This window comes from Duganella lactea, assembly GCF_009857505.1.
In the GTDB taxonomy this organism is placed as follows: Bacteria; Pseudomonadota; Gammaproteobacteria; order Burkholderiales; family Burkholderiaceae_D; genus Rugamonas; species Rugamonas lactea.
In genome coordinates this window covers 76274-92797 of sequence record NZ_WWCP01000021.1, presented here as the reverse complement: position 1 = coordinate 92797, position 16524 = coordinate 76274, and the positions used below count along the sequence as shown (strand labels likewise).

The 16524-nt window shown below is 62.5% G+C and carries 13 protein-coding genes; 8 read left to right on the top strand and 5 right to left on the bottom strand.

Translation table 11 applies throughout. The annotated features are described in order from the left end of the window. The first annotated feature begins 219 nt into the window (after nt 1–219). From GTP44_RS17015 to GTP44_RS27230, 3 genes are read left to right on the top strand one after another with little or no spacing between them, the layout of a single operon-like run. Nucleotides 220–897, top strand: a complete 678-nt coding sequence (locus tag GTP44_RS17015) for a TetR/AcrR family transcriptional regulator (RefSeq protein WP_229256596.1) — start codon at nt 220–222, stop codon at nt 895–897. Nucleotides 898–910: 13 nt separating this feature from the next. Further along, nucleotides 911–1648 (top strand): serine hydrolase domain-containing protein, encoded by a 738-nt coding sequence (locus GTP44_RS17010; protein ID WP_202424119.1) that lies wholly within the window; start codon nt 911–913, stop codon nt 1646–1648. A 27-nt stretch (nt 1649–1675) separates the two neighbouring features. After that, nucleotides 1676–1882: a hypothetical protein gene (locus GTP44_RS27230; RefSeq protein ID WP_202424118.1), complete on the top strand. Its 207-nt coding sequence runs from the start codon at nt 1676–1678 to the stop codon at nt 1880–1882. A gap of 16 nt (nt 1883–1898) precedes the next feature. Here the strand turns inward: GTP44_RS27230 and GTP44_RS17005 are convergent, their stop codons facing one another. Further along, complete coding sequence (locus GTP44_RS17005) at nt 1899–4253, bottom strand: penicillin-binding protein 1A (RefSeq protein WP_161020384.1); 2355 nt, start codon at nt 4251–4253, stop codon at nt 1899–1901. Nucleotides 4254–4406: 153 nt separating this feature from the next. Between GTP44_RS17005 and glpD the strand changes: the two genes are divergently transcribed. Continuing rightward, the gene (gene glpD, locus GTP44_RS17000; protein WP_161020383.1) at nt 4407–5939 is read left to right on the top strand and encodes a glycerol-3-phosphate dehydrogenase; all 1533 of its coding nucleotides are present in this window, start codon (nt 4407–4409) and stop codon (nt 5937–5939) included. A gap of 54 nt (nt 5940–5993) precedes the next feature. Here glpD and GTP44_RS16995 read toward each other — a convergent pair whose 3' ends face one another. Then, a complete protein-coding gene (locus GTP44_RS16995) occupies nt 5994–7496 on the bottom strand; it encodes a peptide MFS transporter (RefSeq protein ID WP_160992023.1) in 1503 nt (500 codons plus the stop codon). 232 nt (nt 7497–7728) lie between these two features. Between GTP44_RS16995 and ppnN the strand changes: the two genes are divergently transcribed. Further along, a complete protein-coding gene (gene ppnN / locus GTP44_RS16990) occupies nt 7729–9099 on the top strand; it encodes a nucleotide 5'-monophosphate nucleosidase PpnN (RefSeq protein ID WP_160992024.1) in 1371 nt (456 codons plus the stop codon). A 58-nt stretch (nt 9100–9157) separates the two neighbouring features. Here the strand turns inward: ppnN and lysS are convergent, their stop codons facing one another. The 3 genes from lysS to prfB all read right to left on the bottom strand — a co-directional run bounded on the left by lysS (nt 9158) and on the right by prfB (nt 12495). Continuing rightward, complete coding sequence (gene lysS / locus GTP44_RS16985) at nt 9158–10687, bottom strand: lysine--tRNA ligase (RefSeq protein ID WP_161020382.1); 1530 nt, start codon at nt 10685–10687, stop codon at nt 9158–9160. A 26-nt stretch (nt 10688–10713) separates the two neighbouring features. Further along, the gene (locus tag GTP44_RS16980) at nt 10714–11391 is read right to left on the bottom strand and encodes an HAD family hydrolase (RefSeq protein WP_160992026.1); all 678 of its coding nucleotides are present in this window, start codon (nt 11389–11391) and stop codon (nt 10714–10716) included. Next, nucleotides 11391–12495, bottom strand: a protein-coding gene (prfB, locus tag GTP44_RS16975) for a peptide chain release factor 2 (protein ID WP_161020381.1) whose coding sequence is annotated in 2 segments (ribosomal slippage) — nt 11391–12413 and nt 12415–12495 — 1104 coding nt in all. Because the reading frame shifts where the segments join, the coding sequence is not laid out codon by codon here. The genes GTP44_RS16980 and prfB overlap by 1 nt, the downstream gene beginning before the upstream one ends. A gap of 163 nt (nt 12496–12658) precedes the next feature. Here prfB and GTP44_RS16970 point away from each other — a divergent pair. The 3 genes from GTP44_RS16970 (at nt 12659) to GTP44_RS16960 (ending at nt 16491) form a co-directional block, all read left to right on the top strand. Further along, nucleotides 12659–14662: a bifunctional 2',3'-cyclic-nucleotide 2'-phosphodiesterase/3'-nucleotidase gene (locus tag GTP44_RS16970; RefSeq protein ID WP_229256953.1), complete on the top strand. Its 2004-nt coding sequence runs from the start codon at nt 12659–12661 to the stop codon at nt 14660–14662. Further along, entirely contained in the window at nt 14659–15183 is a 525-nt protein-coding gene (locus GTP44_RS16965) for a tetratricopeptide repeat protein (RefSeq protein ID WP_161020379.1), read from the top strand. Before GTP44_RS16970 ends, GTP44_RS16965 begins: the two co-directional genes overlap by 4 nt. 150 nt (nt 15184–15333) lie before the next feature. After that, nucleotides 15334–16491 (top strand): ABC transporter substrate-binding protein, encoded by a 1158-nt coding sequence (locus tag GTP44_RS16960; RefSeq protein ID WP_161020378.1) that lies wholly within the window; start codon nt 15334–15336, stop codon nt 16489–16491. Nucleotides 16492–16524: the final 33 nt, after the last annotated feature.

Here is a 16524-nt window from a genome sequence, read left to right as displayed (position 1 = left end):
GATGCCACAGCGGACTTGGAAGCTGGCGGCCAATCAATTTGCCATCATGTTTGGCGAACGCTTCACGAACGCGATTAACTAAAAACCGGCCCCGCACACACAGAATTTCTTACACGTCCGCGGCGTGTATTTTATCGCCCGCTACGCCCATTGAGTGACTGCTCAGTGCCGGCAAACGCTGCGTTATAATTACAACAAAAACCAACTACAGGGACAACTTTGCCTGCCCAATTCGACTTCCAACAATTTCAGGCGATGACGCCGCTCGATGGCGTCAACATCTGGGCCTACCTGCTCGACCGCTATGCTGATCGCATCACGGTCAAGCGCCGCAAGCCGGCGTTGCAGAATCTGGAAAAAATCTTCAATGCGACCTTCAAGCTGGCCAATGAGGTCGGCTTCCGCGCCATGAACCTGCGCGACCTGTGCGGTGAGACCGGGCTGTCGATGGGCGGACTGTACGGCTACATCAGCAGCAAGGACCAACTGGCCGAGATGATCGAAGACGTGGTGCGCCACGCCACCCTCGAAGTGCCGAAGATGTTCACCGATGTCACCGACCCGCTGGACCGGCTGGAGGCGCTGATCCGCGCCTCGATCTACGTGTCGGAGATACTGCAGCCTTGGTTCTATTTCGTCTTCATGGATTCGCGCGTATTGCAGGCCGAGCAACGCGGTACAGCCAAGGAATCGGAGCTGCACGTGCAGACGCTGTTCGCCAACATCATCGCCAAGGTGCCGGGCCACAACGGCAACCCCGACCTGATCGCCGCCCACATCATGGCCGCGTTCCAGGACTGGTACGTCAAGCGCTGGAAGTACCGTGCCGCCGACATCGGCCCCGACCGCTTCGCCGACAGTGCCGTGCGCATGGCGCGCGGTTATCTCATGCCATAACGAAAGGATGTCTATGCGCCTCAGCAGCAAGCTGGTCACATTTATCGCGGCTGCGGCCATTCTGCTGGTGCGGCCGGCGTTGGCCGACGATGCCGGCGCCGCGCTCGACGGATTGGTTCGGCAGAAGATGGGCGAGGCCGGCATTGTCGGGCTGGGCGCGGCCATCATCGTCGACAAGCAAGTCGTCTGGAGCAAGGGCTACGGTTTCGCCGACAAGGCGCGCCAGATCCCGTTCACGCCAGACACCATCATGAACATCGGCTCGATCAGCAAGACCTTCACCGGCGCCGCGGTCATGCGCGCCGTGCAGGAAGGCAAGCTGTCGCTCGATGAGAATATCAGCACCCACCTGCCGTTCCCGGTGGTGAATCCCCGGTTCCCCAAGGAGGCGATCACGCTGCGGCAACTGGCCACCCACACGTCCGGCATTACCGACCGCTGGGAGGTCTACGAAGGCGTCTACGACTACAGCGGCGATGCGCCGCTGGCGCTGGGCGACTTCCTGCGCGACTACTTCGCCCCCGACGGCAAGCACTATGACCGCGCCAACTACCTGAACGTCAAGCCGGGCACGCATCGGGAATACTCCAATATCGGCGCCGCGCTGGCAGGCTATATCGTCGAGCTGGCGACCGGGGAAAAACTCAGCCAGTACACCCGGCGCCACTTCTTCACGCCGCTGAACATGCGGCGCACCGGATGGTCCCTGGCCGATGTGCCGCTGGACCAGCATGCCAAACTGTATGTTTAGCAGGGTGGGATCAGCATTCCGATTCCCTTGTACGGCATTGCCACCTACCCGGACGGCGGTCCCGGCATCAAGACCGAGATGCTGGCCGACCTGACCGGCGAGGTGGGCGTGATCCTGTTCACCAACACCTCGCTGTGCGAACAGGATACGCCGAAATATGCCGCTATCTTTGATGCGCTATGGGGCCAGGCGCTTGCGTTGCAGCGCGCCGGACGGGCGGCGGCGAACCAGTAGCCGCCACCCGCCGGGCTTAGCGGCCAGGGCCGGTCGGCTGCGGCTTGATGTTCTCGGCGTTGGGCGCGGTGGCCGGGGCTGGTGTCGCGGGCGTGCCCGGTGGCCCGGCCGGGGTGCCAGGGACCACGTTCTCGGCGCCCGACGGCGTGCTGTCGAAGTCCAGCGGCGGATGGGCGGTGTCGCCGGTGAATTCGTCGTACAGCCATTCGCCGTCCACCTGCGTCAGGCCGGCCGGGACCTGCCGCTCCTGCGCCGGCCGGCCTTGCAGCGCCACGCGCATGTAGTCGATCCAGATCGGCAGCGCTACACTGGAGCCGAATTCCTTGCCGCCCAGCGAGCGCGAATCGTCATAGCCCATCCACGATACCGCCACGATGCCGCCGCCGTAGCCGGCGAACCAGCCATCGACCGCGTCGCTGGAGGTGCCGGTCTTGCCGGCGATGTCCGAGCGGCCCAGTCGCGCGGCGGCGGCGCCGGTGCCGGTGCGCGTCACCTGGCGCAGCATGCTGTCGGTGACGAAGGCGTTGCGCGGGTCGATCACGCGCGCCTCGTCGGGCAGCGTGGCGCGCGGCTGCACTGCCGAGATGACCTTGCCGTCGCCATCGACGATCTTGGCGATCAGGTAAGGCTCGACCGAATAGCCGCCGTTGGCGAACACCGAGTAGGCGCCGGCCAGCTGGGCCGGCGTGACCGAGCCGGTGCCCAGCGCCATGGTCAGGTTTTTCGGATGCTTGGCCAGGTCGAAGCCGAACTTGCCGAGGTAGCCGTGCGCATACGGCACGCCGATCGCGCGCAGGATGCGCACCGAGGCGACGTTTTTCGACTCCGACAGCGCGGTGCGCATGGTGATCGGGCCGTCGAACTTGCCGTCGTCGTTTTTCGGCGACCAGGCTTCGTTGCCGGTTTCGGCGCCGGTCAGGTTCAGCGGCACGTCGTTGATCAGCGTCAGCGGTGAGAAGCCGCGCTCCAGCGACGCCGAGTAGACGAACGGCTTGATCGAGGAGCCCGGTTGGCGCCACGCCTGCGTGACGTGGTTGAATTTCTGCAGGTTGTAATCGAAACCGCCGACCATGGCATGGTAGGCGCCGGTCACCGCGTCGATCGACACGAAGGCCGCCGCCACCTGCGGCACCTGGCTGATGCTCCAGGCGCCTTTCTCCGATTGCATGATGCGGATCACCGCGCCCGGACGCAGGCGCACGGTGTCCTTGGCCTTGTCGCTCAGCGCGCTGGCGGCCAGGCGCAGGCCGTCGCCGCTGATGGTGATTTCCTCGCCGGACGGATTCTGCACCTTGACCGCTTTCGGGCCGGCCACCAGCACCACCGCCGGGATCAGACCATCGCTGCCGGGGCGCTTCTGCAGCGCTTCCTCGATGGCGTCGTCGCGTTCTTCCTCGTTCTCCGGCAGCGCGATGATGGTTTCCGGGCCGCGATAGCCGTGGCGCTGGTCATAGTTCAGCACATTGCGGCGGGTCGATTCGTAGGCGGCCTTCTGGTCGGCCTTCAGAATCGTGGTGTAGACGCTGATGCCGCGCGTGTACGACTCTTCCTTGAACTGCGCGTACACCGTCTGGCGCGCCAGTTCGGCCACATATTCGGCGTGGACGTCAAAGTCCTGGCCCTTGCGCGCGAAGTGCAGCGTCTCGTGCGCGGCCTTCTTGTACTGGTCTTCGTTGATGAGGTCCTGGTCGCGCATCATGCGCAGCACGATTTGCTGGCGCTGCTTGGCGCGCTTGGGATTGCTGATCGGATTGTGGCGGGCCGGATTCTGTGGCAGCCCGGCCAGCATCGCCATCTCGGCCACGTCCAGCTCCTTCAGCGACTTGCCGAAGTACGTCTGCGCCGCGCTGCCGAAGCCGAACGAGCGCTGGCCCAGGTAGATCTGGTTCATGTACAGCTCCAGAATCTGATCCTTGCTTAGCGCTGCCTCTATTTTCAGGGCCAGCATCACTTCCTGAAGCTTGCGGCCGATCACTTTATCGCGCGTCAGGTAGAAGTTGCGCGCCACCTGCATGGTGATGGTCGAGCCGCCCTGGCGGAACGAGCCGCCCAGATTGGAGCGCACCGCGCCCAGCACGCGCACGTAGTCGATGCCGTTATGCTCGTAAAAACGCTTGTCTTCGATCGACAGCAGCGCCTTTTTCATCATCTCCGGCATGTCCTTGATGGCGATGAAGTCGCGGTGCTCTTCGCCGAATTCGCCGATCAGGGCGTTGTCGGCGGTGTAGACGCGCAGCGGAATCTTGGGACGGTAGTCGGTGATCGCCTCCAGCGACGGCAGGTTGGGGGCGATGTACAGCAGCATGTAGGCGAGCAGCAGGCCGCCGGCCGCGAGGCCTGCCAGGCCGACGCCGATCAGGGCACGGATCATATTGCGACGGTTCAGCCACGTGGGCGGTTGGACGTTGGAGGTTGCCAAAGCATCATCTCTAGGTTGCAGAAGGTTGGGCGATTATAGATCATGGCTATTGTTACTTGGCGTTACTTGTCGTAACGTACAGGTATACAGCTCCAAAGGGACCACATGGCGGAACCGCAGCACATACTCGATTGCGATGTACTGATCATCGGCGGCGGCATCAACGGCGCCGGCATCGCCCGTGACGCGGCGGGCCGGGGGCTGTCCGTGGTGCTGTGCGAGAAGGATGATCTGGCCGCGCACACCTCGTCGGCCTCGACCAAACTGATCCACGGCGGCCTGCGCTATCTGGAGTATTGCGAATTCAATCTGGTGCGCAAGGCGCTGATCGAGCGCGAGGTGTTGCTGCGCGCCGCGCCGCACATCATGTGGCCGCTGCGCTTTGTGATGCCGCACGCGCCCGGTCAGCGCCCCGCGTTGCTGGTGCGCGCCGGGCTGTACTTATATGACATGCTGGCGCGGCGCGAACTGCTGCCGGCGTCGTCCGGCGTCAACCTGCGCTGCCACGAGGCTGGCCGGCCGCTGAAGCCGGAATTCAAGCGCGGCTTCATCTATTCCGACGGCTGGGTCGACGATGCCCGGCTGGTGGTGCTCAACGCCATCGACGCGGGCGAGAAGGGCGCCACCATCCTGACCCAGGCGATCTGCCAGAAACTGGAGCGCAAGGCGGCCGACTGGCAGGCCACGCTGTTCAAGCCCAGTTGCGGCCAGATCCGCGTCAACGCCCGTTATGTGGTGAACGCGGCCGGGCCGTGGACGGCCAAGCTGCTGCACGCGACCTTGCCGAAGGAGGGCGGCGGCCATCTGCGGCTGATCAAGGGCAGCCACATCGTGGTCAAGCGGATTTTCGAGCACGATAACGCCTATATCTTTCAGAACCGGGACGGGCGCATCGTGTTTGCCATCCCGTATGAGCATGACTTCACGCTGATCGGCACCACCGATCTGGATTATCACGGCGACGCCAACCAAGTCGCCATCAGCGAAGACGAGATCGCCTACCTGTGCCAGCTGGCCAGCCAGTATTTTACCCAGCCTGTTGTGCCCTCGGACGTGGTGTGGACGTATTCCGGCGTGCGGCCGCTGGTGGAGGATGGCGCCGACGCCAAGGCCGTCACGCGCGATTACCGACTGGAGATCGATAGCGATGGGCCGCCGATGTTGAGCGTGTTCGGCGGCAAGATCACCACCTTCCGCAAGCTGGCGGAAGAGGCGGTTGACCATATCGCCAAGGCGCTGGACAACCGCCATGGCGGCTGGACGCACAACGCCTGCCTGCCGGGCGGCGACCTGTTCGGCTCCGAGCCGCAAAACCGTTCGGTGCAGGAGTTTGGGTTGTGGGCGCGCGCGCAGCAGCAGCGCTATTCCTGGTTGCCGGTCGCGCTGTTGACGCGCTACTGCCGCGCCTACGGCACCCGCATCCATACCCTGCTGTGTCACCGGGGGAGTCTGGAAGAGTTGGGCGAGGAAATCGTTCCCGGCCTGTACGAGGCCGAGGTTGAATATCAGCGTCGCTATGAATGGGCGCGTACCGCCGAGGATATTCTGTGGCGCCGCACCAAGCTGGGCCTGCACCTGCCGACCGATGCGGCCGAACGGCTCCAGACCTGGCTCGACGCCCACCCGCTAAGCAGATAAGCAAGCGGCGCCAGCATCATCGTTCCCGCCTGTGTGGGAACGACGATGCTGTGATTACTTCACACCATGCATCAGTTTCTGAATCAGCGGCGCGATCACGAACAGCAGCGCGCCGGCGCCGATCAGCGACCAGAAGCCGAAGGTGTAGCCGTGCAGCGCCGACGACAGCGACATGCCGCTTTCCCCCGATACCCACGAGGCAAACATGCCCGACAGGTTGTTGCCGATACCGGTCGACAGGAACCAGCCGCCCATGCCCAGACCCACCAGGCGGGTCGGCGCCAGCTTGGTCACCATCGACAGGCCGATCGGCGACAGGCACAGCTCACCGATCGATTGCAGCACGTAGACCATGAACAGGGTCCAGAACGGAATCTTGTTGTTGGCGTCCACCATGCTCGACAGCGCGACCATCAGCAGCAGGAACGCGCTGCCGTTGAAGATCAGGCCCAGGCCGAACTTGCGTGGAATCGACGGATTGAAACGGCCCATCGCCACCCAGATGAACGCGATGATCGGCGCGCAGGTGATGATGGCCAGCGAGTTCACGGTCTGGAACCAGGCCACCGGGAAGGTCCAGTTGAACATCTCGCGGTCGACGATCTTCTCGGCCAGGAAGGTGAACGAGCTGCCGGCCTGCTCGAAGAAGCACCAGAAGGTGATGTTGAAGAAGAAGATCAGCAGCATGGCGATGACCTTGTCGCGCGCCACCTTGCCGTTCTTGATGCCTTCGATCAGCAGCATCACCGACAGGATGATGAACAGCACCGTCAGCACCCCTTGCAGGTTGGCGGCGCCGGCCGCCAGCAGCGTGTACACCAGCGGAATCACGCACAGCGCACCGACCGCCACGTACAGCAGGCGTTTCGGATCGGCGGTCTGCGCGTTTGGCGCGCCGATGCCCTTGAGCTGGGCGCGGCCGATGAAGAACCACACCAGGCTGATCAGCATGCCGACGCCGGCCGAGATGAACACCACTTTATAGGCGGGCATGCCGTCGGTGCCAAAGACGGTCGCGGCCAGCCACTCGGTCAGCACCGGCGCGACCATGGCGCCGGCGTTGATGCCCATGTAGAAGATGGTGAAGCCGGAATCGCGACGCGGGTCGAGCGTGGTGTACAGCTTGCCGACCATGGTCGAGATGTTAGGCTTGAACATGCCGTTGCCGACGATGATGGTGGCCAGGCCGAATTTGAAAATGGTTTCATTCGGCAGCGCGATCATGAACAGGCCGGCCGCCATGAAGGCGGCCCCCATCAGAATCGAGCGCTGATAGCCCAGCACCCGGTCGGCCACATAACCACCGAACAGCGCCGCCGCGTACACCAGCGCCAGGTAGGAGCCGTACACCAGATTGGCCGACGATTCGCCGGCCGCGTCGCCGTTGTAGAACTGTGCCACCACGTAGAGCACCAGCGCCCAACGTATGCCGTAGAACGCAAAGCGTTCCCAGAACTCGGTCATGAACAACATCCACAGTGGGGCGGGATGCCCCATGATCTGCTTAAATTCCGGAATAGTGGCTTCCGTGTGGGTGGTGTGGGTCGCACCGCTCATGCGGCTCCTCCTAATAATGGTGGTCGAAAGGAACTGGCGTCCCTTGTGGGGAGGCCAAATTGGGCGCCATTTTAATCTACAAATCGCCGGCAACGGACTTTTTGATAGCTGCACTGCACAAATGTGTTCTTAGTGCTAACAATTAGTGTTCATAATCTCTGGCCCACGCGCGGCTGACTTGTCGTATATTGGTGGCGCACCACCCATAGAAACTGAATAGGATTTACGCATCATGGAATATGACGTTGTCGATACCCAGATTTCCCCGGAAGGCCAGTTGGAAATTCTCTCCAAGGCAGAAGTCAACAAGCTGCTCGATTCTGGCAAAGGAGGCTTGTATAACGTCTTCCGCAAGTGCGCCCTGGCGGTGCTCAATTGCGGCAGCACCATCGACGATGGCAAGGAACTGCTGGAACGCTATCAATCGTTCGATATCAGCATCGTCCAGCGCGAGCGCGGCATCAAGCTCGATATCAAGGGCGCGCCGGCGATCGCCTTCGTCGACGGCAAAATGATCAAGGGTATCCACGAGCACCTGTTCTCGGTGCTGCGCGATATCATCTTTGTCAGCAACGAGATCACCGGCAATCCCAAGTTCGATCTGGACAAGACCGAAGGCATCACCGACGCCGTCTTTCACATTCTGCGCAACGCCGGCGTGTTGAAGCCGATGCTCAACCCGAACCTGGTGGTGTGCTGGGGCGGCCACTCGATCAACCGCGCCGAGTACAACTACTCGAAGGAAGTCGGCTACGCCATGGGATTGCGCGACCTGGACATCTGCACCGGCTGCGGCCCGGGCGCGATGAAGGGGCCGATGAAGGGCGCCACCATCGGCCACGCCAAGCAGCGCTTGAATCGCGGCCGCTATCTGGGCATCACCGAGCCAGGCATCATTGCCGCCGAGTCGCCAAACCCGATCGTCAATGAACTGGTGATCATGCCGGACATTGAAAAGCGTCTGGAAGCGTTTGTGCGCACCGGCCATGGCATCGTGGTGTTCCCGGGCGGCGCCGGCACGGCCGAAGAGATCCTGTACATCCTCGGTATCCTGCTGCACCCGGATAACGCCGACATTCCGTTCCCGCTGATCTTCACCGGCCCGGAAACCTCGCGCGAGTACTTCGTGCAGATCAACCAGTTCATCCACGACACGCTGGGCCCCGAGGCGCAACAGCGCTACAAGATCATCATCGATGATCCGGAGATGGTGGCGCGCGAGATGCAGGCCGGGATCAAGATGGTGCGCGAGTTCCGCAAGTTGCGCAGCGACGCGTACTACTACAATTGGGGCCTGAAAATCGACAGCGAATTCCAGCGCCCATTCCCGCCGACGCACGAGAACATGCGCAATCTGAGCCTGCACAAGAACCAGCCGGTGCACCTGCTGGCGGCCAATCTGCGCCGCGCGTTTTCGGGGGTGGTGGCGGGGAACGTCAAGGAAGAGGGGATGCGCGCGATCGAGAAGCACGGTCACTTCGAAATCCACGGCGACAAGCAAATCATGGGGCCGATGGACGCGCTGCTGGCGTCCTTCGTCGCACAAAGCCGCATGAAACTGGCCGGCAAGCCTTACACCCCGTGTTATCGGGTGATTCAGTAAGCTTAATTCCGCGCCCGCGTGGAGCGAGCGCGGACCCGCTGGGCGCCGGCGCTGAAGATTACTCTTCGCGGCGCAGGTGCGGGAACAGCAGTACGTCGCGGATGTTCGGCGAGTCGGTCAGCAGCATCATCAGGCGGTCGATGCCGATGCCGCAACCACCGGCCGGCGGCATGCCATATTCCAGCGCGCGGATGTAGTCGGCGTCGTAGAACATCGCCTCTTCATCGCCGGCATCCTTGGCCGCCACTTGCGACAGGAAGCGGGCCGACTGGTCTTCCGCATCGTTCAACTCCGAGAAGCCGTTGGCGATCTCGCGGCCAACCATGAACAGCTCGAAGCGCTCGGTGATGCCTTCGCGGGTATCCGAGGCGCGTGCCAGCGGCGACACTTCGACCGGGTAGTCGATGATGAAGGTCGGCTCCCACAGCTGCGCTTCGGCGGTTTCTTCGAACAGCGCCAGTTGCAGCGCGCCCAGGCCGGCGGTGGCGAATGGCTTCACGCCGAACTTCAGCAGTTCTTTCTTGATGAATTCCGCATCGTTCAGCTGTTCGTCAGTGTAGTGCGGAGCGAACTTGTTGATGGCGCCAACGATGGTCAGACGGTGGAAGGGTTTGGACAGGTCCAGCTCACGGCCGCCGTAGGTCAGCACCGCGGTGCCCTTGGCGTCGATGGCGGCCTGACGGATCACCGATTCGGTGAAGTCCATCAGCCACTGGTAATCGGTGTAGGCCGCGTAGAACTCCATCATCGTGAATTCTGGATTGTGGCGGACCGACACGCCTTCGTTACGGAAGTTGCGGTTGATCTCGAACACGCGGTCAAAGCCGCCGACCACCAGGCGCTTCAGGTACAGCTCGGGCGCGATACGCAGGTACATCTGCATGTCCAGCGCGTTGTGGTGGGTGATGAATGGCTTGGCCGCGGCGCCGCCCGGAATCGGGTGCAGCATCGGGGTTTCCACTTCCATGAACTCGTGCTTTTCCATGAAACGGCGGATCGACGACATCGCGGCGGTACGCGCCTTGAACGTGCGTCGGGTCTCTTCGTTCATGATCAGGTCCACGTAGCGCTGGCGGTACTTGGTTTCCTGGTCGGCCAGGCCGTGGAATTTATCCGGCAGTGGGCGCAGCGATTTGGTGATCAGACGCAGTTCGGTGACCTTGATGGTCAGTTCGTCGGTCTTGGTCTTGAACAGGGTGCCGACCACGCCCAGGATATCACCGAGGTCGTAGTGGTGCAGGGCTGCCATGGCGGCTTCGCCGGTCAGGTCCAGCGTGGCGTAGATCTGGATACGGCCGTTAGCTTCCGGGCCCGACGAATCCTGCAGCGTGGCGAAAGCGGCCTTCTTGCCGGCTTCGCGCTTGAGCATCATGCGGCCCGCCAGCTTGACGGTGACCGGAGCGGCTTCCAGCTCTTCGCGGGTCTTCTCGCCATACTGCGCGTGCAGGTCGGCGGCCTTGTGTTCGGGCTTGAAGTCGTTCGGGAAGGCGACGCCTTGCTCGCGGATGGCGGCCAGCTTGGCGCGGCGCTCCGCAATGATTTTGTTTTCGTCGGGAGCGGCTGCTTGGTCTTGAAGATCCGTAGTCATGGTCTTTACTTTTATTGAGGTGATGTTTAGTTGGTGGCGGAGGCGAACAGCGCGTCCACATCCAGCTCGCTGAAGTCGCGCACGACGGCGATGACGTTGTCGAATTCCTTAAACGCGTCAGCCGGCAACGTGGTTGTCAGGACCACGGCGCGCATGCCGGCGCGGCGTGCCGCTTCCACGCCCAGCGGCGCGTCTTCGAACACGATGCTGTTTTCGGGCAGCGTGCCGGCGCGCTCGGCGGCCAGCAGGAACACGTCCGGATTCGGCTTGCCGCGCGCCACGTCGGCGGCGCCGGCGATGGCGTTGAACTCCTTGCGCAGATCCAGGCCGTCCAGCGTGAAGTCGATGTTTTCGTTCGGCGCGGCGGTGGCCACGGCCAGCTTGATGCCGGCCGCCTTGGCGCGCGCGATGAAGTCGACGAAGCCGGCGGTCGGCGCCAGGTGCGGCGCGTACATCTCGCGGTACAGCGCTTCCTTCTCGAAATCGAGGGCCGCGCTTTCTTCCTTGGTCAGCGACTTGCCGAAGTAGGTGCTCATGATTTCATGGCCCTGGCGGCCGGCCGTGTTGCGGAAGAAGTCATCCGCATCGAGCACGTGGCCGCGACGCTGGAAGAATTCCAGCCACGATTTCACGTGGAAGGACATATTGTCGACGATGGTGCCGTCCATGTCGAAGATGAAGGCACGTTGCGTGGAATTCGTCATTAAACGCCTTGTTTGAGCGAAGCCGAAATGAAGTCGTCAAGATCGCCGTCCAACACGCCCTTGGTGTTGCCGGTCTCGAAGTTGGTGCGCAAGTCCTTGATGCGCGACTGGTCCAGCACATAGGAGCGGATCTGATGGCCCCAGCCGACGTCGGTCTTGGAGTCCTCCAGTTTCTGCTGCTCGCTCATGCGCTTGCGCAGTTCCAGTTCGTACAGTTTCGCCTTCAGCATTTCCATCGCCTCAGCCTTGTTGCGGTGCTGCGAGCGGTCATTCTGGCACTGGACCACGATGCCCGACGGGCCGTGGGTCAGACGCACAGCGGAGTCGGTTTTGTTAATGTGCTGACCGCCGGCGCCGGATGCGCGGTAGGTGTCGATACGCAGGTCGGCGGGATTGATCTCGATGTCGATCGAGTCGTCCACTTCCGGATACACGAACAGCGACACGAACGAGGTGTGGCGGCCGCCGGCCGAGTCGAACGGCGACTTGCGCACCAGACGGTGCACGCCGGTTTCGGTGCGCAGGAAGCCGTAGGCGTATTCGCCTTCCACTTTCAGCGTCGCGGTCTTGATGCCGGCCACCTCGCCGTCGGACTGCTCCATGATCTCGACCTTGAAGCCTTTGCGCTCGGAATAGCGCAGGTACTGGCGCAGCAGCATCGACGCCCAGTCCTGGGCCTCGGTGCCGCCGGCGCCGGCCTGGATGTCGACGAAGCAGTTGTTCGGGTCCATCGGATTGCTGAACATGCGGCGGAATTCCATGCCTTCGATGACTTTACGGACTTCTTCGGCGTCCACGATCAGCGCTTCCAGCGTGTCGTCGTCGCCTTCTTCCTTGGCCATGTCAATCAGGTCGGCCATGTCTTTCAGGTCGGCGTCGGCCTTGGTCAGGGCATCGACCACCGCTTCCAGCGATTTTTTCTCTTTGCCCAGGTCCTGGGCTTTCTTTGGATCGTTCCAGACGGCCGGATCTTCCAGCTCGCCGTTTACTTGTTCGAGCTTGTCGACTTTGCTGTCGAAGTCAAAGATACCTCCGAAGTTCGGCTTCGCGCGTGGTCAGGTCGGCGAGCAGGGAGGTGAGGGCGTTGATGCGTTCGGCTTCCATGGTTTTCTTCTTTTCTCAGGCTGAAATCAAACCTTGGATTATACCGTAAGCGGCTACGCTCTCCCAGCGGCCGCGCCGTCAGCCGTGTCGCAACCGCGAAATGCTGCCTTTTAGGCCACAAAGCGGCTAGAATATGCTGGCCCGTTACTTCATACCGCCGTCCATGCGCCTTGTCTTTGCTGCCTTGCCCCTGCTGCTCGCCGGCTGTTCCGGCTTCCCGTTCGATAACGGTCCGCGCAGCGGTGCCCAGGCCTCGTTTGCGCTGCTGGAGACCAGCGACCTGCATGCCAATGTGCTGAGTTATGATTATTACAAACTGCAGGCCGATCCGGCGCTCGGGCTGGAACGCACGGCGACGCTGATTAAGCAGGCGCGCGCAGAATATCCCAACAATCTGCTGATCGACAATGGCGACGCCCTGCAAGGCACGGCGCTGGCCGACTATCAGGCGCTGGTCAATCCGGTGGCCTGCGGCCAGACGCTGGCGATTTACAAGGCCATGAACCTGCTGAAGTTCGACGCGGCGGGCATCGGCAATCACGAATTCAACTACGGCCTGGCCTACCTGAACCAGGTCACCGGCAGCCATTTCGACGTCGATGGCGTGCCGGCCGACGCGCCGCGTTGCGCCGGTCCCGATTTTCCCATCGTGCTAGCGAATATCTACAGCGTCCGCACGCGCAAGCCGCTGTTTGCGCCGTACCGCATCGTTACCCGTGAAATCATCGGGACTGGGCCGGAAGGCAAGCCGCTGCGCGGCACCATCAAGATTGGCCTGATAGGCTTCACGCCGCCGGGCGTGCTGTCGTGGGACAAGGCCTGGCTGGAAGGGAAGGTCTACGCCGAGGGCGTGCGCGAGTCGGCGCAGAAGTACATTCCGCAAATGCGCGCCGAGGGCGCCGATCTGGTGGTGGCCATCTCGCACGGCGGCGTAGACGGCGCGCCTTACACGCCGCAAATGGAGAATGCCAACTACTACCTGGCGCAAGTGCCGGGTGTGGACGCGCTGCTGATCGGCCACGCGCACTTGCCGTTCCCGGACGCCGCCAGCAAGGCCGCCGGTTTCAACCTGCCGGGCGTCGACAAAACCAAGGGCGCCATCCACGGCGTGCCGGCGGTGATGGCCAGCCTTTGGGGCAAACACCTGGGCGTTATCGGCCTGCATCTGAAATACGACGGCAAGCGCTGGGTGGTCGACAAGTCGCGCACCACGGTCGAAGCGCGCGCCATCCGCCAGCCGGACGGCAGCTATGTTGCGCCCGATCCGGCCATCGCCGCGCTGGTCGCCGAGGAACATGCGGCCACGATCCGGTATGTGAAGACGGCGGTCGGCAATAGCGATTTCCGCATGAGCAGCTACTTTGCCGATGTCGGCGACGTCAGCGCGATCGAGTTGGTGAACCAGGCGCAAACCGCCTACGTGCGGGATTTTGTGAAGGCCAATTTGCCGCAATATGCCGCGCTGCCGGTGCTATCGATGGCGTCACCGTTCAAGACCGGCGCCGCCGGCGTGGCCGACTACACCGACGTCAAACCCGGCGCGGTCGCCTTGAACAACGCCGCCGACCTCTATCTGTATCCGAACGCGCTGCATGCCGTTAAAGTGAACGGCGCGCAGTTGAAGGCGTGGCTGGAAAAGTCGGCCGAGCGTTTCAACCGCATCGATCCGGGCAGCAGTGCGCCGCAGGAGCTGGTCAACACCGGCTTTTCCGGCTTTAACTTCGACATGCTGACCGATGCGGATGTCAGCTACCAGATCGACGTGACGCAGCCTGTCGGCCAGCGCATCGTCAACCTGCGCTATCAGGGCGCGCCGCTGTCGCCGTCGCGGGAGTTCCTGGTGGCGACCAATAACTATCGTGCCAGCGGTGGCGGCGGATTCCCCGGCCTGGACGGCAGCAAGACCGTCATCGCCGCGCCGGACTCCAGCCGTGATGTGCTGATCGCCTACATCCAGAAGACCAGGGAACTGACGCGCGCCCGCAACGGCGCCACCCGCAGCTGGCGTTTCGCACCGGTCACCACGAAAGGCCCGGTGGTATTCCGTTCCGCGCCCGGTATGCTGGACCTCGCGCGCGAAGCCGGCCTGACCTCGGTCAGCCAGCTGAAAGCCGATGACGGCGCCGGCAAAGGCTTCGCGCTCTACGCCATCGACTTGAGCAAATGAAGACCTCCCGCGCCGTCGCCGCGATTGTGATCGCCGCCGGCCTGGCGCTGGCTGGCGGCGCTTCGGCTGGCCCGGTGGAGGAGGCGCGTCTGTACCTGCGTGGTTCCGCGCGCACGCCGGCCGACTTGCCGCGCGCCTTCCAGTTGTTCAGCGGCGCGGCGCAGAAAGGCGATCCGCACGCGGCCTATTATCTCGGCATGATGTACCAGAACGGCATGGGCGTGGCGCGCGACATGAAGGCCGCCGCCCACTGGCTGCAATTCGCCGCCAGCCGCCAGACGCCGGCCGCGATGTACGCGCTGGCCAAACTCTATCTCGCCGGCGACGGCGTCAAACGCGACGACATCGTCGCCCGCCGCTGGATCGAAAAAGCGGCGGACCTCGAATATCCGGAAGCTGTGATGGCCATGGCCATCGGTCTGCGCGACGGTTCCATGGGATTCGAGCGCAACGAGGCGCTGGCGGAAACGCAGATGCGCTTCGCCAACCGCGCCTTGAAACAGGCCAGATCCGGCCAATAAAGCTTACGCAAAACTTACATCGATACCCTTGCTGCGATGCGGCACATCAATCTGTTGCTGATGAAGTTCTACTAACCTACAATGGTTTTCTGATGGGGCGACTTTCCAGCTTACGACTACTAAAAAACGTTGTATAACAGGAGATGACAGATGAACTTCAAGTTGAAATTGCTCGTTGCAGGGTTGGCATTCGGTTTCGCGGCCGCCTCTCAGGCGGCTGATCCCATCAAGATTGGCGTTGCCGGTCCGTTCACCGGTGGTTCGGCGCCGATGGGCGTGTCGATGCGCGACGGCGTCAAGCTCGCGGCGACGGAGATCAACGCCAAAGGCGGCGTGCTTGGCCGCCAGATCCAGCTGGTGGAACGCGACGACGAAGCGAAGAATGAACGCGGCGTGCAGATCGCGCAAGAGCTGATCAACAAGGAACGGGTGGTCGCCACCGTCGGCTACATCAACACCGGCGTGGCGCTGGCTTCGCAGCGCTTCTACCAGGAAGCCAAAATCCCGGTGATGAACAACGTCGCCACCGGTTCCATCATTACCCAGCAGTTTGCCAAGGAGCCGGAGAACTACATCTTCCGCAACTCCGCCAATGACCAGATTCAGTCGCAGATGATCATCAAGGAAGCGGTCGATAATCGCAAATTCAAAAAGGTCGCCATCCTCGCCGATTCCACCAATTACGGCCAGTTGGGCCGTGAAGACCTGGAAAAAGTACTGGCCGCGCGCAGCATGAAGGCGGTGGCGGTCGAGAAGTACAACATCAAGGACGTCGACATGACGGCCCAACTGCTGAAGGCCAAGCAGGCCGGCGCCGAAGTGGTGCTGACCTACGGCATCGGCCCCGAACTGGCGCAGATCGCCAACGGCATGGAAAAACTGGGTTGGAAAGTGCCGCTGATCGGCAGCTGGACGCTGTCGATGGCGAACTTCATCGACAACGCCGGCAAGAACGGTAACGGCACCCGCATGCCGCAGACCTTCATCCAGGAGCCGAACACGCCGAAGCGCAAGGCCTTCATCGACGCCTACATCAAAGCCTACAACCCGCCGCAGGGTCGCATGCCGTCGCCGGTGTCGGCCGCGCAGGGCTACGACTCCATCTATCTGCTGGCCGCCGCCATCAAGCAGGCCGGCAGCACCGACGGCCCGAAAGTGAAGGCCGCGCTGGAAAACCTCAAGGAAAAAGTCGAAGGCGTCGTCACCACCTACGACAAACCATACAGCAAGGACGATCACGAAGCCATCACCGCCGACATCACCGTTTTCGGTGAAGTCAAGGACGGCAAAGTCGTACATGCCAAGTAAGGCCGCCTAGCGCCGTACAGTGGCCAGACTTGT